The following is a 22,441-nucleotide window of genomic DNA, read 5'->3' as shown; positions in this document are numbered from 1 at the left end:
GTGGACGATCTCTGTTGTGGTGCGTTGGCAGACTTTATCTGTGGCCTTACCGAGGGATATCTCCGGTTGGCCGAAGCATCTTGTACATCGGTATACAGTTCAGCGTAAGACCACGAGGCGAATGGTAAGTGGATACCTTTTCACCTACAAAACCACACTTTCGATAGAACGGCGCCGCGTTAAGGGTTGCGTCCAGGTGAAGGTAGTCCAGGTCTGCCTGAACGGCAAGCGTTTCGAGATGCTCCAGCATCTGGCGCGCAGCCCCTTGTCCCATGTAGTGGGGTAATACAAAGATTGCGTCGATCTTGCCGGATGTCAGGTCAACCATACCTGTTCCGATGATGCGCTCATCCGAGACCAGGACATGGAAATGGTCCTCGACATCATTTTCATAGCTTTGCGTAAAGGTGCCACTGGTCCAGATCCGGATCTGCTCGTCACTGTAGGACGATGGGCATTGATGACGAATGGCCTCACAGCGGACTGTCCAGGTGTCCGCCGTGTCTGCGCGGTTTGCCTTGCGAATGTGAAACACGTTATGACCCCTCTGATTGAGCAGCCGGACGGACTCATTGCCTGGCACCACGAGGCGCTATTTGCTGCGTGCAGAGAGGGTACATCCAGGAAGACGCACAGAGCCACAACAGCACACCTGCGCTGGCGACCAGCGCCAGTATTTTAAACGCTTCAGCATAGCCGTAACGGGCTGCGAAAAATCCGCCCAGGCTGGTACTCAAGGCAGCACCGATGCCCTGTACTGTCATGACGGCAGCAAGGCCGGTGTTGAATCGCCCGGAACCATCCAGAATGCGGGCTACCAACCCCGGTACGGCTACGCCCAGCAAGCCCGTACCAATACCGTCGAGCAACTGGACAGGGATCAGAACCCAGGGTGCCTGGATGAATGAGGCCAGCAGGCCGCGAAGAGGCAAGGCCAACAGTGCCAGTATAAACACGATGTAATAGCCCTTGGTCTGGGCCAATCTGGCCGCCAGCAGTGCCATGACGATCATGGTGGCCTGAGCCACGATTACCGTAGCCGCGGTATAGGCACTGGGGTCGCCAGCGGTGCCGCGCGCTACCATTGCCTGGCCCAGCAGCGGGAGCATTGCCGCATTGCCAAGGTGAAAGAGCAGCACTGTAACTGCCACGGTTAGAAGGGGGCGGTTGCGGAAAAGGGCTGACCAGGAAAGCTTTTGCGCATGATCCGGCGAGCCAGCGCGGGCTGCCTCGTGATCAATCTGGTCAGCCCGTATCCTTGCTAGCATGCACAAGGCGGCTAGTGTCAGAATGCCCATCAGGACGAATACAGCGCCCAGACCAAACCAGTAGCCGAATACGCCAGCGCCGATTGCAGCAAAGGCATTACCACCATGGTTGAATGCTTCATTTCGACCTAGCTGATGGTCGAACCCTCGTGTTCCTACAAGGCCCAGGGTAAGTCCTGCAATGGCGGGTGGAATAGCGGCACCGGCGATACCGGCAACCATCTGCGCGATGCTGGTAAAGAGAAAAGTAGGTAGAAAATAATTGAGGGCGCAGGCCACAAGAATGCACAAGGCAGCCCATGCAACCATACCGCGCTTGGCCTGTAGTGCGTCCACCAGCATTCCCAGCGGTGTGGTCAGGAGCAAACCGGCTAACCCGCCTAGTGTCATGACCAGTCCTATTCGGTCCGCGGTCCAGCCCTGTTGCTGAAGAAAGATTCCAAGGAACGGGCCGAGCCCGTCACGAACATCCGCAAGAAAGAAGTTCAGGCCGTTCAAGAACGCAGTGGGCGCCATGGGGATGCATGCCTCTTATGTCCATTGGGCAACGACTACTCCTCCTGATTTAAAACATTTTGCAACCTTTAAGGAAGAATTAAGCCAGCCCCGTTAGCGTGATCACATCAAAAGCCGCATTGAGGATGCATCACATGAGATCACCTATATCTATCTGGACAACCTGGGTCCTGGCTTTTGCTGACGACACGCGGAAGACCCGGCAGCAGCTGTGTTAACACCGATCTGAACGATATACAGCCACTGATCTCCAGACTGTCAACAAGGGAGTCGTTTCATGATTGCTCGGATTTCGAGAACGCTGACCTGGATGCACAAGGTTTTTTCCTACGTCGGTTGGCCGCTGTTCTGGTTGTTTATCTGGGATGTCATCGTTACGGCCGATTCGATGTTGCTGATGAACAACCGGCTAAACCTGCCTCTTATGCCGCTGACGCTGCTCTGTTCAGCACTGGTCGTCCTGATCAGCTTTCGCAATACAAGCGCCTATAACCGGTGGTGGGAAGCGCGTACCTTATGGGGTGCCATGGTAAACAGTTCACGGAGTTTTGGTCGCCAGGTACTGACCTTGATCGATGATCAAGACGACAGGCGTAATCCAATCAAAGCGCTGCTGTTTCGCCGTCACGTGGCCTACCTCAAGGCGCTCTCCGCTCACCTCAAAGGCCAAGCTTGCCCAGCGGATGTCGCGACGCTACTACCTGCCGATGAGTTTGCCCGCCGACATGACACCAATAACTTTCCCAACGATATCCTGAACGCCTCCGCAGCGATTGTGGCGCAGGAGTACCAGGCGGGTAGGTTAGACAGCATACGTCTGGCCCGTATGGAATCTACCCTCGTGGAAATTTCGAACCATCAGGGTGGAATGGAGCGTATTGCCAACACGCCATTACCCTTTCCCTATGTGTATTTCCCGCGGCTGTTCATTTCGCTGTTCTGCCTGATTGTTCCAGTTGGCCTGGTGTCGTCTATGGGGTGGTATACGCCACTGGTTTCTACCGTCGTAGGCTTCATGTTGCTGGCGATCGAGCGGATCGGGACCGATCTGCAAACCCCGTTTGCCAACAGCCAGCACCAGATCCAGATGAACTCGCTGTGCAGCAATATCGAAAAGAACCTGGCCTCCATGTTCAAAGAGCCTTCGCGGCTGGAGTTCGGCTTTATGCCACGGCGACTCAGCTATCAACCTAGCGCCACCGTTGCGTAATCGCCAATAGCCTGCCGTGGTCCCTTGGACGACACAGTCACCTATCGAGATGCATGTTCTGTTTGAAAGCCTCAAATAGCCATGCATCTCAAAGGTTCGGTAACAGGAATTAATACCAGAAGGCTCAAAAGCGGTTCGTTTACATCCTTTGGATCGATTTTATATTTAGCCTTTTCCTTGAAGAATCGACCGGCGTCTTGGTGATGCACTCGCAGGTGGAAGCCATGCACAAGGTTCATCTACCGCAGGGCAATACCGCGTTACGGATAGCCAGGAACACGCCGTTCTTCAGCACGCCATCCGGTGCTGATCTGGTCGATTACCGGGTCGCCAGGTAGCGACCCCTATGGATACAAGGAAAGGAAATCGTATGTCCCGCTTGAAACCACTCGCTGCTGCCATCCTGCTGGCCTTCGCCATGCCCTCTTGGGCTGAAATGAATACTGCCGACGTTATGCAGGACGGAGAAAACAACACGGCAACCCTTGAGCAGGCTGGTACCGCTATCAATAGCCAGGCCTCTATCAATCAGCTGGGAAGCAGTCATATCGGGGTTATCCAACAGCAACAGGTCAATAACGGTCAGGTATCAATTACTCAGGAGGGTACTGCCAACGAAGGGCAGATCTACCAGGGGGGCGGCGGCCAAGATAACAGTGTGGCGCTTGAGCAGCGGGGCGATTCGAACCTGGCTACCCTGAATCAGGGTAGCGGAATAGCGCAAGTCGCTGATTTGCGAGCCACCCAGGAAGGAACAGGCAATACTATGCACGTAACCCAAAACGGGTTTGATACGGTGCTCGGTATTACTTCTCGTGGCAATAACAACTGGGTCGAAGCTGTGCAGTACGGCGGCACCACATCAGGCAGTGTTACGCAGGAAGGCGATAACAATACGGCTTACTTCAGACAGTCAGGCGGTGGTGGTGCTGGCATTAGCCAATATGGCAATGGCAACAGCGCTTCGCTGGAACAGTCCACGCGTGAGTTCGCCAACGGTGGGATATCTCAGTCGGGTGATAACAATTTTGCCTCTGTCAGACAGAGCAATATGTTTGGCGGCCTGGGTGTCTCACAAGAAGGCTCGAATAACGAGCTTTATGTCGTGCAAGGGACACGAGGCTCCAACCTTTCTGGCTCCACTGTTGGCAATGATAACGACGTTGAAATCAACCAGTACAGTGACACCAGCACTATCAACTACAGCCAAACCGGGGATCTGAATATCGCCCAGATCGATCAGGTGGGATATCAGACACAAAACTCAGTGTCGCTTACCCAGAACGGCATCGCCAACCGGGCGCTGATTACTCAGGGTGGCGATACCTTCTATGGCAACACTGCAGGCATTACGCAAACAGGTACGGCAAACCACGCAACAATTACCCAGCAGTAACGTTTAACCATGAAAATAAATGCCGCGCTGAACGTCTCTCGACGACAGCGCGGTGTTTATCATGGACTTACTGCTTTTGAATGAAGCCCTGGATGATGTCCAGTGACACGTCGTTCACACCCTGCATGCCCTTCACCTTGCTCAGGGCTGTCTGAGCAGCGTCTACCGAACTGTAATGGATGACGCCCATGCCTGCCGCCGAAGAGGCTTGCACCATCGTACCGCCAGTAGCTTTTGCAACCCGCTCCATAACAGCCGCATCCTGTACAAATACCTTCAGGCGCGGAGGCACGAGCACGGCTTGCCCGGAGGTCAGGTTCACTGCGACGCCCATCTCGCTCGGACCTGAGGCAGTGCTGGCTGCCGTTGCGGATTGCGATCTGAGCTGAGCCTGATTGTTCTGCGGCAGCCTGATCGCATAAGGCCCTATCTGTCCCACCACATTGCTGTCTGCCTGTAGCGTCTGCTGGCGGCTCTGGCTTTGCGTGGTTGACGGCGTTTGAGCAGAGGCAGTGGAGTCGATACGCTGAACCGTTGCGTTGGGCACGAGGCGAAACGGGGTGTTTCCGACATTGAAGCTGGCCCCGGTTGCCGCTTGCTGAAGGCGCGCCGCGTTTGTGGTCTGCGCCTGTACCAGAGATGTTGCAGCCAGGGTAACGGTTAAGAAGAATAAAGTGGCTATTTTCATGATCAGTGCCCCACCACGCGAAGTTTGAAGTCTTGCAGCTTGGCGGCATTACCCCCCGCATCAACCACATCCGTTAACGAAAGCGTCCAGTCACCCGTCGCCGGCTCATCCAGAAACGCGTTGCTCGCCGCCAGTGAAACGGTGAACCCGGTCCCGGACGTAACATCCGATAGCGTCGAGAAAGGCGTCATGACATAGCTTTTGGTACCGCTTGGCGAGGTTAGAACGGCCTTCAGGTTTGATGGCTTCATATGGCTGGTCTGGAAGCTGAGCTGTACCGCTTCAACCTTGATGCTCTGATTGATCCGCACGCGCAATGTTGCCGGAGCATTCACACCGCCAATCGGGCTGGCAGGATCACCGGAGGCTTTCCACTGCGTATCTTTCATCGCTGGCAGTAGCTTGAAGCTCATGGCTTTATTGACGGCCGCGGTTGCATCCACCAATCCAAACCCATACCAGTTGCTGAAGTGATGGCCTGCCGCGTTGGTGATCCATCCCGGCTCGATCACTGTGCCGCCGTAGCTCACTACCGGCTGATAAGGATCAAGCGGTCGCGCGGTGCTGGCCAGGATATATTTCACGTCGCGCTGAGTCAGCTTGGGATTAGCGCCCAACATCAGGCTAACCACACCCGACACCGTGGGCGCGGCAGAAGAGGTGCCGTTCATGCGTCCCCAGTAATTGCAGGAGTTGTCGATAGGCGACTGACTGCCTTCCAAGGCATTGGAAACAGTATTCGCGGTATTGGCTCCCCGGGAACAGCCCATTAGATCAGTGGTTACGATGGCAGGGGAATAGTAGGTCGGCCTGATCGCTTCCCGTACATTGGTAAGGTCCGGGTTATAGGCCCTCTGATTGCCAAATTCGCCCCCAAAGCCTGAGATCCACACCGACGATCCGGCTGTGGAGTAAGACGAGCGGAGCCCTCGAGCATTCACGGCGGCGGCGGTAATAATCGTGATCAGGTTGTTGTTGGGATCAACCGTTGAAGACGCGCAAGTCACATTTAGCTCGGCTGCCTTTTCAGAACAGATATTGACTCGGCCAAACGCAGTATAGGTAAAGAACTCCTTGAAGGAGTTGCCGGCCGACTTGACATAAATTCCGCCCTTGCCATTACGCGTGGACTGCATCAAACGCTCCCAGGCGGCCTGCTCGCTAGTAGAAAATGCAGGATAGTAAGGTGTACTGCTGCCCCAACTATTATTGAAGACGGCTACATCCTTGGATTCGTTGACGCTGCCCCAGGCGTACAGAATGTTTGCATCCTGGCTTGCCGGGTCTGCATCGCTGGCCAGGAAGTTAAAGCCCTTCAGCTTCGCCTCGGGTGCGATGCCTCGTCCTCCTTTTCCGTTCCATCCCATTTCGGCAATGATGCCTGCCACCGAGGTGCCGTGTTCATCGGTATCGACACTCGGCGTCGGATCGTTTGATCCGTTTACGAAGTTCTTCGAGCCATTTGGCACGACGTTACCTGACAAGTCTTCATGACGTATTTCCAAGCCATCATCCACTACCCCAACAATGACGTTCTTCCCTCGTATACCCAGCTCATGCAATACACCCATCCGCAGATCCACGCCGGCAAGTGGCGTGACATCACCGATTACCTTTTGCCCTCTATTGCGTAAATGCCACTGGTAAATGAACAGTGGGTCGCTGCCATTCTGAACATTTTGTGCGGCTTGTGACGATGCAGTGTCTTCGGCAGCGTATGCAATACCGCAGACTCCCCCTGCAAAAAGCGAAACTAATAAAAAAATAGGTTGTTTGGATGAGAGCATTATTCCGGTCCTTCGCTTTATCTAGAGATTTAGCCAGGCAGGATTAACGATACGCCCAGATTCGTTTTTCCTGATACGAATATAGAATTAACGTCTCGTTTTTTAAATCAGGTGTATTGACTGTTTGCTTGAGGTGTCTCTTTAAATGCCATTCTTGTGATATTGAATTGAGATTCAAAATGAAAAAATATGATGGCATGAGCGCATGTTATGTTAATTATAAGTTATTGATAAATAATGGATTTATAATTTTATTGGCTCTCTTGTATGAATGGATCAGTATAACGTATGGCTAAAAAATCCGATAAACGGCATTAATTCTTTTCAATATCTTTTGACTTGGTTTGGATTATATTCAGATGACTGAGTGGTCACTTAATGAATAAAAAATAAATTGAAAGGGCGCCAAGCAAGGCAGCGTGTAATGCTCGTTATAAAAGATAGTTTTGTATAGGTAGAAGAAATGCAACTTGATGAATGAATTTATGCTGTCGTAACTGATTTATGTTCTTGCTCAATTAAGTAGTAAACAGTAGGCGTATTAAAACTAATTTCTTTTAGCGCCTGTCTGCAGTGCAGAGGCCTTATGGCCAGAGTGCTTTTGGGTTATTCCCTCAAGAACTCGGCAGGCAAGTGATTGCTTGACACATGCTTCTGGCACCCGGTGTCGACCTAAAGGGCGTGCAGCTGAGCAGGCGACCGCCAAGCGTCAGTGTCGAAATATCACTGCAGGCATTGCCCCTGGTGCATTTTGTCAGATTTTTGTGATATCTCCTTCTTCAGTTATCCCGGCATCTGCCGATAGCCCTTCCGCATAGATAGATAGGCTGGCCCAAAAAAGAACAAACACACCAGCTGAATGACTCAAAACGACATTTGACGGAAGGACTTATGAATAGCTGGTTTGGGAATATCAGCGTTACGCGCAAGCTTACGCTGGGGTTCGGTGTGGTACTGGCATTGACGCTGTTTCTTGCCTGGAGCGGCTGGAGTGGTTTGGGAAGCGTCATTCAGCGAAGCCTCTGGATGACGGAGATTTCCAAGCTGAACAGAACGCTGACAGACCTGCGTATCGCACGCCTGCAGTTCATGCTGGCGAATGGGGATGAAACCAGCACCGAGCGGTTGCAGAAGAACTTGGGTATCTACCTTGAGCAGCAAAAGAAGCTCTTGGGTAGCTTTACCAACCCGGCCAATGTTGTGCTGCTGAAAAAGCAGGACGGCATCAACGGCGATTATCAGAAGTCCCTGGGCAACATGCGTGACGCATACAAGGTTGCGAATTCGGCTCGTGAGACCATCAAGAGCGAGTCGGCTGACGCGGCCAAGCTGATCGACAAGATGACCAATAGCGTCCTGCTGCTTCCCAGCTATGATGACCGTCGCTTCTCCCAGTTTCAGACTATCTCAAAGACCAAGGAAGACTTGCTGAAAACGCAGTTCCTGGTCAGTGTCTATGCCGCTAATTCAACGTCCGAGAATGAACAGGCACTGCTTGCCCAGATCGAGACAACGGGCAAGGGCATTGATCACATGATGTCCGTGTTCAAGGATGAGCTAAGTTATACGGCCCAGCAGGTAAAGGACTCGCTGAATCGCTATAGCACGGCTGTCGCCGGCTACAAGAAGGCCAATGCGGATATTGCTCAGGCTCGTAAGGAAATGACCGATCAGGGCAATGAGATCGTCAAGATCAGTGAGGAGTTGTATCAGTTCCAGCTGGATCGTCTGGCAATTGAAAGCAGCCATGCGCGTCAGCTGCAGATCGGCAGCACGATTCTGGCTCTGCTGTTGGGTGTACTGGCTGCCTGGGTGATTACCCGCCAGATTACCCAGCCGTTGAAAGAAACACTGGGTGAAGTTCAGCGTATTGCCTCGGGTGACCTGACGGCTTCTGCCCGTGTTACCCGCCGCGATGAGCTGGGTGTTCTTCAGCAGGGTATCCAGAGCATGGGCAATACACTGCGTGAGCTGATTACCGGTATCCGCGATGGTGTGACCCAGATCGCCAGTGCTGCCGAAGAGCTTTCCGCCGTGACCGAGCAGACCAGCGCAGGTGTAAACGGCCAGAAGAGCGAAACTGATCAGGTGGCTACCGCCATGCATGAAATGGCCGCGACCGTACAGGAAGTAGCCCGTAATGCCGGTGATGCGTCCACGGCTGCTAGCGAGGCGGACAAGCAGGCCCGCATGGGTGACAAGGTGGTCAACGAGGCGATTGTACAAATCGAGCGTCTGGCTTCTGAAGTAAACCGTTCTTCCGAGGCCATGACCAATCTGCAGAAGGAAAGTGACAAGATCGGCAGTGTGATGGATGTCATCAAGTCTGTCGCTGAGCAGACCAACCTGCTGGCGCTTAACGCTGCCATTGAGGCCGCGCGTGCTGGTGAAGCCGGTCGTGGATTTGCGGTGGTGGCGGATGAGGTTCGCGGTTTGGCTCAGCGTACTCAGAAGTCTACAGAGGAAATCGAAGGGCTGGTGGCTGGATTGCAGGTTGGTACGCAACAGGTCGCGTCTATGATGAACGATAGCCGCAAGCTGACTGACAGCAGCGTCGAGCTTGCCCGCAAGGCAGGCGGCTCGCTGGAAAACATCACTCAGATGGTATCCAACATCCAGTCGATGAACCTGCAGATTGCGGCGGCGGCTGAACAGCAGAGCGCCGTGGCTGACGAGATCAATCGCAGCATCGTCAATGTTCGCGATGTGTCTGAGCAGACGGCGGCGGCAAGCGAAGAAACCGCGGCCTCCAGCGTTGAGCTGGCGCGCCTGGGTAATGAGCTGCAATCCATGGTCAGCCGCTTCCGCGTCTGATCCTCTCTTCAGTGCACGGTACTCGCCGTGCACTGACTCTCCAAGCGGACAGATCCAGCTCAGCGCTGTTGGCTTTACAGCCAGGGTGACTATCCGATTGTGTGCGTCTGTCACGCCCTGGTTGATCTCTGTATCAAAGAGATGCCTGCGCGCAGTGGTCTCGCTACAATAGCCACTCATTTCAATACGCCCATTTATAGGGATAGTGTCTTGGGTCTTGTCTCCTGAGTGCCGACGCTTCGGCTACGCAAGGGAAAGGGCCTCTAGCAGGGAGCTCGCTTGGTATGATCGTTGGTATAGACCTGGGAACCACCAATAGTCTGGTCGCCGTCTGGCGTGAGGGTGCGCCGGAGCTGGTCAGGAATGCGTTGGGAGATACGCTGACGCCCAGTGTAGTCGGCCTCGACGATGAGGGGCAGATACTGGTGGGTAAGACAGCACGTGAGCGGCTGCATACCCACCCCGCACGAACGGCCGCCTTGTTCAAACGGTACATGGGAAGCGCGCAGGAGGTTCGCCTGGGTGAGCGCACCTTCCGGCCGGAAGAGCTGTCCGCACTGGTGCTTAAAAGCCTGAAGGCTGACGTCGAGCGTCAATACGGCGAGCCGGTGACCGAAGCGGTCATCAGTGTTCCGGCCTATTTCAGCGATGCACAGCGCAAGGCTACCCGTATCGCGGGCGAGCTGGCAGGGCTCAAGGTCGAAAAGTTGATCAACGAGCCGACAGCCGCGGCCTTGGCGTATGGGCTTCACCAGAAAGATAGCGAAACCTCATTTCTGATCTTTGACCTCGGCGGCGGCACCTTTGATGTCTCCATTCTTGAGTTATACGACGGAGTCATGGAAGTACGCGCCAGTGCAGGCGATAACTTCCTGGGTGGAGAAGACTTCGATCTCATGCTCATGGAACGTTTCGTCGCGCTTCAAGGCCAGCAGAGCGGCTTTCCTGCTCTGGAGCAGGTCCGCCAGCCGCTGCGCCGTGAGGCGGAGCGCGTACGTAAAGCCTTGGCGCAGGAATCCAGTAGCGAATTTGTCCTGCGGTATAACGAGCAGGAGTGGCGCCAGACGTTTACTCAGGCACAGCTTGCCGAGCTCTTCGCTCCGCTGCTGGAGCGCCTGCGGGGCCCGATTGAGCGTGCACTGCGGGATGCGCGAATCCGGGTGGCTGATCTTGATGAAGTGCTGCTGGTTGGCGGTACGACCCGCATGCCCTTGGTACGCAAGCTGGCAGCAGGGCTGTTTGGCCGTTTCCCCTCCATCAGCCTCAACCCTGATGAGGTCGTTGCTCAGGGAGCAGCCGTTCAGGCGGCCCTCAAAAGTCGTGACGCAGCCCTTGAGGAGGTTGTCCTGACCGATGTCTGTCCCTATACGCTTGGCATCGAAACCTCAATCACGTTTGGTCAGCAGAGTGAAAGCGGGCATTACCTGCCGATTATCGAGCGCAACAGCGTAGTGCCTGTCAGCCGTGTCAGGTCGGTACAAACGCTCCATGACAACCAGAGCAAGGTCCTGTTCAGGATCTTTCAGGGCGAGAGCCGACTGGTGAAGGACAATATCAAGTTGGGCGAACTCGAGATTGATGTTCCTCCTCGCAAGGCAGGCGAGGTCAGCATTGACGTGCGTTTTACCTACGATAACAACGGTATTCTGGAAACCGATGTCACCATTCCGTTGACGGGTGCCAACCATCGGCTGGTCATTGAAAACAACCCCGGCGTTCTGAGCCCCGATGAGATTCAAGAGCGTCTCAAAGCCCTGGAAAAACTCAAGATTCACCCGCGCGACCAGCAGGTAAATACCCATATGGTGGCGCGTCTGGAACGTCTGTACCAAGAGTTGTTGGGCGACGAGCGCGAGACCGCGGGGTATCTGGCTACCCAGTTTCAACAGATCCTGGAAACGCAGGACGAGCGCAAGATCAGTGAAGTGCGCAAGCAGATTGCAGAGCAGCTCGACAGGCTTGAGCGGGGGACATGGTAAGCCCTATGGACTGCTGGGAAATTCTGGGTCTCGATGATGAGGCCGATGAGCGTACTATCAAGCGGCAGTACGCCAAGCTGCTCAAAGTGCATCGCCCCGATGATGATGCCGAGGCGTTTCAGCGGCTGCGCGAAGCTTATGAGGAAGCCCTGAGCTGGGCCAGAGAGCGAACCGTCGAGGAGGTCGAGGATGCCCCTTGGCCCTCCATACGCACGCCAGAAACCTTTTCCGGTGCGGCCGTTGAGCCCGTGCTGCCTGAAGACAATAGTGTCTGGCTACAAGCAACCCAGGCTCATGGCTCGGACGAGGTTGAAGAGCCGGCATTCTTTCCGGGTGATGCACCTCGGCCTCGCCCAGCGCCTGATTATCCCGAACCGGCTCTGAATGCCGAAGCCTTGGCAGGACATCATGCCAAGCGTCTGCTGGAGGAAACTGTTGCCGAGAACCTACGTCAGCAATGGGCTCAGGCACAGGAGTTGAATTGCGCAGCTCCATTCCAGGCGGGACTGCTCGAACGCTGTCTTAGGCATGATGAAACCGCGCTTCTGCTCGCTGCGGTTGAACTGCTGCAGTGGCTGACACCTTGGCAGAGTGTCGTGCTCAGCGCCGGTCAGGAAGCCTATCTGACTGCAGAGCTTCTGGGACATCAGCGTGAGCATCTCGATGACCTTGGCGAAGCAGGTAACGAGCTAGGCTTTCTAGCGCAGCTCAGGGTACTGAGTAAGCAACCCTGGGCGAATTCATTCGACAGACAGCAACAACTGCAGGGTTGGGTGCTGGAGATGCTGGACGAGGCCGACTATCTTACCCCTTCATTGTTCGAGGGCGTATGTTGCCTGTTTGGCTGGGATGACCGTAAGGGCATTGTACCTGCGCCGTACGAGACATGGTGTGCCCTGGTAGAGCGCTGTGAGCAGGAGGCTTATGCCCTCCGCCTGCAACAGCTCCTTAATGCAGAGCCGACAACCCCTGAGGGACGGGCTGCTCATCTGTTGCTGGGGCCTATCTCTCATTCCGAGCAGATCCGTCTCGCCAAGGCTTTCAAGCCAGAAGACAGCGTGGCGCGTGAGACCCTAAGGGATAGTCTGAATCATCGCTACCCTGGTTTGAAACAGCGTTTTCCAGATGCGCGACTCGATGCGTTTGTCAACGTAGAACCTAAAGAAGGCAAGCCACTTTCATATGGCTGGGTATGGGCAGGCGCTGCTCTATTTGCACTTCTTTATACCTTGCCACAGCGGTGGCAGGAAGGGCGTCTTGACGTATTTACCTTGTTCTATTCCTTGACGCTTTGGCCGCTTATTGCCGTATGGGTAACCAAATTACTCACGCGCTTGTGGCGGCCAGCAGCCAAATGGCTAGAACCGTTTGATTTGATCCTCACCTATAAGGTGCTACCTGGGCGGTTATTCAACCCAGAAGCCTTGCGCTGGACGCTACTACGCAACGGTATTCCCCTAGCCGTTATGGCCTTATTTATGGGGCAAAAGGCCGGGCTTATTGCACTTGGAATCATGGGGCTAGTAACTTGCGCCTGCTTTGTACGCCTGCCAGCCGGGAGTACCCCATTCGATGCGCTGGTTGCTTACTGGCGACGCAACGATTTTTCTAAAGTCATTCGACTGATCCTGATTACTGCTGCCTTTATTGTTATGGGCGGTCTGGTAGGCCTTGCTACACGCGGATCGTCCCCAAATCAAAAGGTACCTATTTCATCCAATGCGGTAGAACAGTGCGTCATGCATTCTGCACCTCAGGTAGCAAAGCTTTGTGACAACGCCCAGGATGCGCAGGTTTGTATGTTGAAGCTACAAAAACTGTTCAATGAACAATGCAACAGTCAGCAGCCCGAGCCAACTGTCAAAAATAGCGCATCAACATGAGGCTGGGCTCAAGAGGCTCAGCTTTAGGAAAGATTTATGGACCACCCCGCGTTGTGTCATTGGCGCGGGGCTTTTCATCGTTAGTATAGTAAGCAGGTTAAGGCGCTAAGCTCTGTACGAAAAGTCTTCGAGCGAAGGTCAGGCGAGGCAAGGATCGGTAAGGAAGCAGAGTTTACGTGTTGTAAATGAGCATTCCAAATCGGTTTTTTAACCAAGCATCACCGAGCGCAGGTACTTTTCGTATAGAGCCTAGAGTAATTATTCAAGGAGTAAAACCAGCGTACTAGACATCCTGATATTGAAAGTTATAAATGCGATGCGTAAAGTAGTTACTTCATTTGCTCATGGTTGCCATTCTGTAGATTCACTTGGGCAGCCGTGAGCTTAGGCTTTTGACGAAGCGTCACATTTATTCGTTGATATTGAAGTATTTAAATGAGCAAATCCATACTGCAAACTACCACGCTAGGCCCTTATGCACTTAAGAGTCGCATTGTATTACCGCCATTGACTCGTTCGCGTAGCACCCAGCCAGGCAACATACCCAACACGCTAATGGCAACCTATTACCAGCAGCGGGCTAGCGCAGGGTTCATGGTCACTGAGGGAACACAGATCGAGCCTCGTGGCCAAGGTTATGCCTGGACGCCGGGCATATACTCACCTGAGCAGATCGAGGGATGGCGACTGGTAACCGACGCGGTGCATAAGGCAGGCGGTATTATCTTCGCTCAGCTCTGGCATGTAGGCCGTGTATCGCATACATCGTTGCAGCCAGAGGGGGCCGCGCCTGTTGCGCCCTCAGCCATAGCCGCTAAGAACGTCAGCGTATTCATCGAAACCGGTCCTGGGACTGGAGTCCTCAGTGCACCTTCAACGCCTCGTGAGCTCAGTACGGCTGAGGTAAAAGAGCTGGTCCAGTTTTACGCGCAGGCAGCCCGTAATGCATTGGACGCTGGTTTCGACGGAGTTGAAATACACGCCGCCAATGGATATCTGATCAATCAGTTTATCTCGGCGCACAGTAACCAGCGTACCGATGAGTATGGCGGTTCGCTGCACAATCGTTTGCGTTTCCTGCGGGAAGTTACCGAAGCAGTTGCTGCAGTGGTTGGCAAGGATCGAATGGGCGTACGTTTTGCTCCGCTCTTTGAGACAACGGATGAGGCGCGGGTGTATCTGGGGCTGGTTGAGGAAAATCCTCAGGAAACCTACCTGGAAGCCATTAAAGTGCTTCAAGATGTAGGAATAGCCTACCTGTCAATTGCCGAGGCAGACTGGGATAACGCACCAGAGCTTCCCGATGATTTCCGCAAGGCGGTCCGCAACACGTTTAAGGGCCGTATCATCTATGCGGGACGCTATACATTGGAGCGTGCGGAGCGAGTGCTAAAGGCCGGGTGGGGCGATCTGATTGCGTTTGGCCGTCCTTTTATTGCCAACCCCGATCTGCCTGAACGGATTGCCAATGATTGGCCGTGGACTCCAGTGGATCCTGCCACGATGTATGGGGGCACAGAGGTCGGCTACATCGACTATTCTCGATACGAGTCCTGAGAAATTGTTCAAATACCCCTTGGTAAAAATGCCAAGGGGTTCCGCTGTGATAACATTAACTGGCTGTTTACTATAAAGGAACCGTTACCGGATACCAGCAATGAGTATCGATGTCAGCTTGGCGCTTAAAGCGCTCGATAATCCTACCCGTCTCAAGATCCTGAATTGGTTGAAAGAGCCTCGCCGGCACTTTCCAAGCCAGGAAGTTGATCCTGAAACCACTGGGGTATGTGTAAGTATTATCCAGGACAAAGCTGGGCTTTCCCAACCTACGGTTTCGCTGTACTTGAGCACCTTGCAGCGCGCCCAGCTGGTTACCTCTCAGCGTATAGGTCCCTGGACATACTACAAGCGTAACGAGGCAAGCATTGCCTTATTGAAGGAGGCGCTAGGCGAGTTGATCTGATCACGAAGGGCCTGTGTAATCAGTAAGACCTCGCGCCTGATTGCAGCTATGCAAGCCTAGTAGACTGGCCTTTGCGTCTTTATTGATGTTGTCTTCGCGCTATTCAGAGCGCCCTACTTAAGTGCATGTTTGGCCTGCATGTGCTCCTGGTTATCCATAACACCTTAAGTAGAATCCCTTCTTCCGTGGCATTGCCCTGGCGCTGCATTAGAGGCGCTTTGCTAACAGTTATCATGTTTGCCTGATACGTTTTGCTCTGCATTGCTGTTGCAGGCTAAAAGATGGTTACCTATGGTACTGAGAAGCCCCTTACAGTAATGCTTCCTGATTGTGCATTCACATCGTTTTAAGAAGACCAGCCGGGCTGCACAATTACATTCCTCAGAGAGTCGGTGTTGTAGCCAACAGCTATGGGACATGCTCAAGAATAAAAAAGGCAGCCCTAGGGCTGCCTTTTGTTAGCGTATGCCATTATTTCTTTTCGGCATATTTGCTCTGTAGCGTTTTGGCATGCTCAAGGTGCGCTTCCAGTTTAGGCAGTGCAGCCTGCGCCAGCGCTTTCAGCTCCGGATCCTTGCTGGTATTGGCTTCGTTACGGAAGATTTCAATAGTCTGCTCGTGGGCGACGACCTGGTTGTTGGCATAGGCAGCATCGAACGACTCATCGCGTACTTGAAGGATCATCTTCTTGGCCATGTCCATCAGCATCGCATTATCAGCAACTTCCAGCTTTTTCTGCTGGGCCAGTTGCTGAAGTTGCTCATTCATCTTGGTATGGTCATCGATCATTGACTGTGCAAAGGTCTTGACGTCTTGGGACTGGCTCTTTTCAAGCGCAAGCTTGGCCGTTTCTATCTCAGCAATGCCTTTTGCCGATGCATCGTTAATGAAGTCTTCAGGCGACATGGCTTCAGCTTGGTTAGCATTGGCCGACTGTGCATGGCCGGAAGTGCCGTGTGCGCTATCAGCATGGGTAGCGTTTTGGGCAAAGGCAGTCGCCGTGCCCATTGACAGCAAAAGGGCGCACGTGAAGGCAAATTTTTTAGGCAGTGCTGGGCTCATGGTGATTCTCCTGATCTAGCTTTAAAAAACACCGGATCGCTTGGTGTGCCTGGCGAGGCAGCACTAGCAATTAGTCTCATCTCCGATGATGCTGGGCTTATATAGCCTACTGGTTGTGACTGACATCCCAATCGAGTTGTTCCCAATCCCAAGCAGATCCATGAAAACACTTGTAAAAACGTGTCTCGATATTGACCGTATAAGGCCTCTATGATGAACCGTACCTGTCTGATGCCAGTCGCAAGAAGGTAAGGCTGAAAAAGGCGTCGAGATGAAAAGCGAGATTTCAGCTCAGGAGTTGGGACTGGATCTATATAGTGGAGATGAGAAAGCGCTGTTTGGCTGGTTTCTGGCCAGTTACCTGTTTGGCAAGCGTATTTCGCAAACGATTGCCGCTCAGACATGGCGTTTGATGTTCAAGTCTCACGGCCATGATACGCCGCTAAAAGTGTTGGCGTGTGGTTGGCACGGCTTGGTAAGGCTGTTACGGGAGGGGCGTTACACGCGCTATGACGAGTCTACCGCCACGCGGCTACTGGAGGTATGCCAGATACTTCAAGCTGAATACGGTGGCAGCATCATGGATATCAAAAATCAAAGCGGAAGTCGTTCGGATTTCGAAAAGCGCCTGTTAGCCTTCAAGGGCGTCGGGCCAAAGACGTTGGAAATCTTCATGCGAGACGCTGGACCTGTTCTGTTCCACTAACGAAAAGCGCAAAAAACGTGTCTGATCGTCCTCTTGTGGTAACCAGGAGCGATCTATTGAACCGCGCCTGGTTGCATGCAGTGAAACCTCTTATAGATGAATACAGCTGTGCACGGCTTCAACAGGCATGGCGACGTCATCCACGGCGTGGATCATGCCTGTAGCCAACGCTGCTTCGGGGTTAAGGATTCGGGGAGAGGCCTTCAGATAATTACGAATGTCCATTCGCTCGCTCGCACCCGCAGTGCGCTCCATGACGATCTCGGCATAGAGGTCCAGGTCATAATCCAGACTCATGGCATATTCAGACATCCGCGCATGGTCAATTGCCCCATGCAAGCTCCAGTGAAATGGATGAATCAGAAACTTGCTGTGGCGACAGGCTGTGCGGTGGCGTCCCGCCAGGAACAGAATGTTACCCATGGACTCGACGGTCCCGAGGTTGTGCGTATGGACCGGAATCGGAAGCGATACCAGGAAATTGTACATTGAGAAGCCGTAGCTGCAGTCGCCACCCATGGTCGCAATCTTTATGAGCAGGCTAGAGGCGTCCTGCTGCAAGGCATTGGAGCATTTCTCGATCAGCTGACCACACGTGGTTGAGTTGATGGGGCCAGTGAAATTGATAACGTGTGTGGTCATGATGGGTACGACTCAAGGATTGGGTCTGCGATATTGGCAGCGGCTACTGCCTAATAAGCAGATCGGCATTCTTGGGCAATCCTTGAGCGTTCATGACAGCAGGTAGGCTACCCGAAATATTGTTTTCTTGAGGCCGCCCAACCTCTTTTATATCGATAGGCCTTATGATTGAGATTCCATCGTCAATGAAAAAAGGCGCCCGTGCGGCGCCTTTTTCCTGTTGCGGGATTAACTCAATACGCCTGTGAGGTATCGACCTGTACGGCCTTCTGCATCTTCGGTGGCAGCGGGTTGCTAGTATTGGTTGGCAGTGACTGTTGGTACAGGTTGGTCAGCATACCTTCCAGCGGCAGGTTATCCGAAGAGTCGCCTACAGAGATCATGTAACGACCAGCATCAGCAAGCCAATTCCATGTGTTCACATCGAAGTAGGCCAGCGAACGCGCGTCCAGCTGAACGGTGACCTGCTTGGACTGGCCGGCTTTCAGGAACACTTTAGTAAAGCCTTTTAGCTCTTTCTTCGGACGGTCGATCATTGCCTTTTTGGGGCTGACATAAACCTGGGCTGTTTCATAACCATCCTTATTGCCGGTGTTGGTGACGGTAAAGGTGACGTCGATGGTTGAACCAGGTGTAAGCGACTTCGGACCAATCTTCAGGTCAGAGAAGCTGAACGTGGTATATGACAGACCGAAACCAAACGGGAAGAGTGGCTTGGTACGCTGCTTATCCAACCCACGATATCCCATGTATACACCTTCCGAATATGTCATCTCGGTCTGGGCATTGTCACCCACGTACAAATCCGGATTCGGGTAACTGGCATAGGCAGGGTTATCCTGGATACGCTTTTCGATCGAGATCGGCAGCTTGGCAGAGGGGTTGGTATCGCCAAACAAGATTTCCGCCAGGGCCTGACCGCCCAACTGACCAGGATACCAGGCATGTAATACGGCCTTGGACTTCTTCACCCAGGGCTCAAGGTTCATGCCGCCACCGCCATGCAGCACAACGATAGTGTTGCGGTTGGCCTTGATGACATTCTGGATAAGATCGCTCTGGTACTCAGGCAGATCGAATCCATGATCCGATGCTTCGCCTTCGTACTCGCTGTTGAAGCCTACGGCTACCATGACAGCGTCATATTGGCTCAGGTCTTTAGGCGCAGCCAGCGACGCCCAGCTCATCTGCAGACCATACAGGCTACCCGACGTTGGAATATAGTGATCGTTGACGCGGCTATATTCGAGCTTGATGTCGTAGGTCTGGCCGGCTTTGAGGTTATATGCCTTGCCCGAGTGAGAGATTGAGTCCGCCAGGTCGTTGGACAATGGTTTGCCATCGAAGTCGATGACCAGCTTGTTGTCTACCCATAGCTTGTAAGCGCCATCACCACGTACCTTGAATACCTGGTCGCCATTGACGGTCGGTTTGATTTTGCCGGTAAAGCGGGCCGAGAAATTATCCTGGTCCGGGCTGAAGCCATCAATGGTAGTGACGCCATTGGCCGTGACGTTCTGTGCCTTCAGGAAATCCCAGTTTATACCGGGTTCAATACGCTTGACGGCGGGCTCGCCCGAGAAGTTTGGATTGTTGAAGTATTCAGCTGTCAGACCTGCTACGGTCTCGGTGGAGCCGGTGCTGTCATTGGAGGTGTACCACTCCGACGTTTGCGGATCGAGAGACAGTGCCTGGATATAGGTGATCTGGCTTTTATCCTGAGCCAGTTGCTGCAGGCCTTGCAGCTCGGTGGTATAGGTATTGGCGGCAGACCAACCGGTACCGAAGGGGTAGGGTGGACGCTGCTTTGCGATATCACCAATCACAGCAATGCGTGCGGTTTTAGGCAGCGGCAGCAGGTTATTGGAAGAGCCTTTTGCTTTCTCGTTCTGTAGCAGAACGATGCCCTGCCGGGCCATATCAAGGGACGTGCTCAGACTGCGCGGATCGTTACCTATGTGCGATGCGGTCGGCAGGCCTTTGTCAAAGCCAAAGCCAATCATGGCGCGCAGGTTACGACGGACCTTCTCGTCGATCACTGACACCGGCAACTGACCACTCCACACGTACGGCATCAGAACGGATTCGTTCATCTGTAGGCCGCTGGGCATGTCTAGATCAGCACCAGCCATCGCCGCCTTGTAGCCGTTCTGGATGGAGTTGAAGTCGCTGACAACGAAACCTTTGAAACCCCATTCGCCCTTGAGCATGTCGGCGATCATGCTGTGGCTTTCGCAGGCATAATCGCCGTTGATCTTGTTGAAACCGCACATGATCGACGCAGGGTTGGCATTCTTGACCAGAGACTCGAAGCCGGGCAGGTAGATTTCACGCAGGGTGCGATTGTCGACCTTCACATTCAGGTAATGGCGGTTGGCCTCCTGCTCGTTCGCGACAAAATGCTTGGCACCTGTCCAGATACCTTGAGCTTCGATGCCATTGGCGACAGCAGGCGCCAGCACGGCACCCAGGAAGGGATCTTCGCCGGTCAGGTGCTCAGCAGAGCGGCCATTGTAAGGCGTACGGTACATGTTGAGGCCGGGAGAGAGCAGTTGCTGTCCGCCCGATGCGCGAGTGTCGTAGCCAATAGCCAGACCGTAGGTTTTGGCTAGGTCCACGCTCCAGGTTGCTGCCAGCGCGGACTGGGCAGGGTACTGCACCCCGAACATGGTGCCTTCAACGGTTACGCCAAGAGAGGAATCGCGGGCTAGAGTGCCCGGCAAGCCAAACTTGGGCATGGCACGCATCATGTAGCCGTTATCGATATTGATGTAGCTGATTTTGTCCGACAGGGACATCTGGGACAGGATCGACTCGACTCTGCTTTCGACTTCCGGACCTTGCTTGAGGGGGGCAGCCCAGGCGCAGCTGGCACTTGCCAAGGCTACGGCTAGCAAGGATCTGCTGGCCACAGGAAAAACACGAGTAGGTTTCTGCATGTTGGTGGGGGTCCATCCTAGGATTTACATAATCAGCGTGAGGCTGATCATATTTGGAATATGAAGGGCGCTTAAAATAACCGTACTGTTCAGTTTAGTTATTGGACAAGTTCACACTTTTGAAAGCAAAGCGCTATTACTTTGCTTTTATCTGGTGGCCTATGAGTATTAAAACGCTATTAAGTTTCCTGGTGTAACGATCTGCCTTAGCATGGCAGGATTATGTTGGTGATCATGGACGCAGGATGAGAACGAAAAGCCCAAGCAAACGCCGCGAAATAGTGGACGTTGCCTCGACGGTTTTTATGGAGTTGGGCTTTGATCAGGCATCCATGTCTGAAATTGCCAGCCGCGTAGGCGGTTCAAAAGCGACGCTCTACAACTATTTCAGCTCCAAGGAAGAGCTGTTTGCCGAATGTATCCGCGCCAATGCTGCCAAGCATTTTGAGCCAATATTTGCGCACCTTCCGCTAGACGACGATTTGCCCGAGATGCTGGAGCGGTTTGGTAATGAATATGTCCAGACCATTATTCGACCCGAAATCATGCAGGGCCGACGCCTGGTGCAATCGAGTGCCGGAAACAGCCAGGTAGGGCTTATCTACTATGAGAACGGACCCAGGATTGGCTGGTCTCGAATGGCAGAGGTGCTCCGTAACGCCATGGATAACGGTGTATTGGAACCTTCTGATCCTTGGGTAGCGGCGCTACATCTCAAGGCTTTGCTGGAGGCCGAGTTCCATGAGCAGGCTATGCTGGCATTAGAGCCCGCCATTGACCCGAGCCTGATCGGCCCCGCCGTGCAAAGGGCGGTAGCCTTCTTTCTAAAGGGGTATCGTCTGCAGACGTAACCTGCCGCTTTTTAGGGGGGGGTTAAGCTTATTCTGGTGAGGTGCGGAGCATTTCGGCTGCTGCTTCGGTGGTCTGAGGTGTAGATTCACGGTGTAGGCCTTGAAGTACGCCTTTACGGTCCGCTTCGCTGCGGTTCTGGCTCATCTTCCATTTTCCTTCCAAGCGGGAAACGTGGATTTCTATACCGACAATTCGAGACAGTTGCTCGTCAATGAAGTCGGCTGGCGCATCGGTCATTCTCCAGGGCGTGTCCTGAGTAGCCTCATGTGCACGGGTCAGGCGAGCCACAACGCCTCTGACCCATTGGGCATCGTCTCTGACCTTGATCCGTCCGTAGGCATGTACGGTGGCATAGTTATAAGTCGGCACGACCCGGTGCGTTTCAAGTTTACTGGCATACCAGGAAGGTGAAATATAGGCGCTTGGCCCCTGGAAGATGACAAGCGTTTCGTCATGGCCATTAAGCGCTTCCTGCCAGAGCTGGCTGGCACGCGCCACATGAGCCTTGAGAATGCCTAGACCCGTCTCCTCGCTTTCCAGCAAAAACGGAAGATGTTCGGCAGACAAACCATGACTTCCCTGTATAACCAAGGCACCCAACGGGTGCTCCTTGACGAAGCGATGCAGAACGGCTGGGTCCGTTTCCTTGAAGGGGGGCGGAAGGTACATGCGCAAGGCTCCGTCAGAGAATCAACGTAACCTTAACGGTATGCCTCCAGAGACAACCATATACAGA

17 protein-coding genes and 1 pseudogene are annotated in these 22,441 nt (G+C 53.6%); 10 read left to right on the top strand and 8 right to left on the bottom strand.

Annotation, left to right across the window (positions count from 1 at the left end):
* Window positions 1–46: 46 nt before the first annotated feature.
* A complete protein-coding gene (locus JQR86_RS21750) occupies window positions 47–535 on the bottom strand; it encodes a GNAT family N-acetyltransferase (protein ID WP_407363469.1) in 489 nt (162 codons plus the stop codon).
* 34 nt (window positions 536–569) lie between these two features.
* Window positions 570–1,784: an MFS transporter gene (locus JQR86_RS21745; RefSeq protein ID WP_434155024.1), complete on the bottom strand. Its 1,215-nt coding sequence runs from the start codon at window positions 1,782–1,784 to the stop codon at window positions 570–572.
* 277 nt (window positions 1,785–2,061) lie between these two features.
* On the opposite strand from JQR86_RS21745, the gene JQR86_RS21740 reads away from it, so the two are divergent.
* Together JQR86_RS21740 and JQR86_RS21735 are read left to right on the top strand one after the other, a co-directional pair.
* Window positions 2,062–2,994: a bestrophin family protein gene (locus tag JQR86_RS21740; RefSeq protein ID WP_150346405.1), complete on the top strand. Its 933-nt coding sequence runs from the start codon at window positions 2,062–2,064 to the stop codon at window positions 2,992–2,994.
* A gap of 370 nt (window positions 2,995–3,364) precedes the next feature.
* On the top strand, window positions 3,365–4,390 hold the full coding sequence (locus tag JQR86_RS21735) for a hypothetical protein (protein WP_407363467.1): 1,026 nt from the start codon (window positions 3,365–3,367) through the stop codon (window positions 4,388–4,390).
* A gap of 67 nt (window positions 4,391–4,457) precedes the next feature.
* Here JQR86_RS21735 and JQR86_RS21730 read toward each other — a convergent pair whose 3' ends face one another.
* Together JQR86_RS21730 and JQR86_RS21725 are read right to left on the bottom strand one after the other, a co-directional pair.
* A complete protein-coding gene (locus JQR86_RS21730) occupies window positions 4,458–5,078 on the bottom strand; it encodes a hypothetical protein (protein WP_434155022.1) in 621 nt (206 codons plus the stop codon).
* A gap of 2 nt (window positions 5,079–5,080) precedes the next feature.
* A complete protein-coding gene (locus JQR86_RS21725; RefSeq protein WP_434155020.1) occupies window positions 5,081–6,865 on the bottom strand; it encodes a S8 family serine peptidase in 1,785 nt (594 codons plus the stop codon).
* Between the two features lie 891 nt (window positions 6,866–7,756).
* On the opposite strand from JQR86_RS21725, the pseudogene JQR86_RS21720 reads away from it, so the two are divergent.
* The 6 genes and pseudogenes from JQR86_RS21720 to JQR86_RS21695 form a co-directional block, all read left to right on the top strand.
* A pseudogene (locus JQR86_RS21720) lies at window positions 7,757–8,824 on the top strand (methyl-accepting chemotaxis protein); the annotation flags it as partial.
* The gene (locus JQR86_RS21715) at window positions 8,816–9,679 is read left to right on the top strand and encodes a methyl-accepting chemotaxis protein (protein ID WP_371106396.1); all 864 of its coding nucleotides are present in this window, start codon (window positions 8,816–8,818) and stop codon (window positions 9,677–9,679) included. The pseudogene JQR86_RS21720 and the gene JQR86_RS21715, both read left to right, overlap by 9 nt.
* Window positions 9,680–9,963: 284 nt before the next feature.
* Window positions 9,964–11,658 carry an Hsp70 family protein gene (locus JQR86_RS21710; RefSeq protein WP_434155019.1) on the top strand — a complete coding sequence of 565 codons (1,695 nt, stop codon included), beginning with the start codon at window positions 9,964–9,966 and terminating at the stop codon, window positions 11,656–11,658.
* Window positions 11,659–11,663: 5 nt separating this feature from the next.
* On the top strand, window positions 11,664–13,541 hold the full coding sequence (locus JQR86_RS21705; protein ID WP_434155017.1) for a J domain-containing protein: 1,878 nt from the start codon (window positions 11,664–11,666) through the stop codon (window positions 13,539–13,541).
* A 435-nt stretch (window positions 13,542–13,976) separates the two neighbouring features.
* The gene (locus tag JQR86_RS21700; protein WP_434155015.1) at window positions 13,977–15,098 is read left to right on the top strand and encodes an alkene reductase; all 1,122 of its coding nucleotides are present in this window, start codon (window positions 13,977–13,979) and stop codon (window positions 15,096–15,098) included.
* 100 nt (window positions 15,099–15,198) lie between these two features.
* On the top strand, window positions 15,199–15,504 hold the full coding sequence (locus JQR86_RS21695; protein WP_010798560.1) for an ArsR/SmtB family transcription factor: 306 nt from the start codon (window positions 15,199–15,201) through the stop codon (window positions 15,502–15,504).
* Between the two features lie 471 nt (window positions 15,505–15,975).
* On the opposite strand, the gene JQR86_RS21690 is transcribed toward JQR86_RS21695, so the two are convergent.
* Entirely contained in the window at window positions 15,976–16,566 is a 591-nt protein-coding gene (locus JQR86_RS21690) for a DUF4142 domain-containing protein (protein WP_010798559.1), read from the bottom strand.
* A gap of 271 nt (window positions 16,567–16,837) precedes the next feature.
* On the opposite strand from JQR86_RS21690, the gene JQR86_RS21685 reads away from it, so the two are divergent.
* Window positions 16,838–17,272 carry a DNA methylase gene (locus JQR86_RS21685; RefSeq protein WP_434136604.1) on the top strand — a complete coding sequence of 145 codons (435 nt, stop codon included), beginning with the start codon at window positions 16,838–16,840 and terminating at the stop codon, window positions 17,270–17,272.
* Window positions 17,273–17,362: 90 nt separating this feature from the next.
* Here the strand turns inward: JQR86_RS21685 and JQR86_RS21680 are convergent, their stop codons facing one another.
* Window positions 17,363–17,914: an ATP-dependent Clp protease proteolytic subunit gene (locus tag JQR86_RS21680; RefSeq protein ID WP_010798557.1), complete on the bottom strand. Its 552-nt coding sequence runs from the start codon at window positions 17,912–17,914 to the stop codon at window positions 17,363–17,365.
* 233 nt (window positions 17,915–18,147) lie between these two features.
* A complete protein-coding gene (locus tag JQR86_RS21675; protein WP_434155014.1) occupies window positions 18,148–20,853 on the bottom strand; it encodes a glycoside hydrolase family 3 protein in 2,706 nt (901 codons plus the stop codon).
* A gap of 245 nt (window positions 20,854–21,098) precedes the next feature.
* On the opposite strand from JQR86_RS21675, the gene JQR86_RS21670 reads away from it, so the two are divergent.
* Window positions 21,099–21,704 (top strand): TetR/AcrR family transcriptional regulator, encoded by a 606-nt coding sequence (locus JQR86_RS21670; protein WP_434155012.1) that lies wholly within the window; start codon window positions 21,099–21,101, stop codon window positions 21,702–21,704.
* Between the two features lie 28 nt (window positions 21,705–21,732).
* Here JQR86_RS21670 and JQR86_RS21665 read toward each other — a convergent pair whose 3' ends face one another.
* On the bottom strand, window positions 21,733–22,374 hold the full coding sequence (locus tag JQR86_RS21665) for an FMN-binding negative transcriptional regulator (protein ID WP_434155011.1): 642 nt from the start codon (window positions 22,372–22,374) through the stop codon (window positions 21,733–21,735).
* Window positions 22,375–22,441 lie beyond the last annotated feature (67 nt).

Origin of the sequence: Pseudomonas sp. JZ134 (assembly GCF_051027695.1) — a bacterium.
GTDB lineage: Bacteria > Pseudomonadota > Gammaproteobacteria > Pseudomonadales > Pseudomonadaceae > Chryseomonas > Chryseomonas luteola.
Note: the sequence above shows the minus strand (reverse complement) of the source record. Positions and strands in the feature narration are given on the sequence as shown.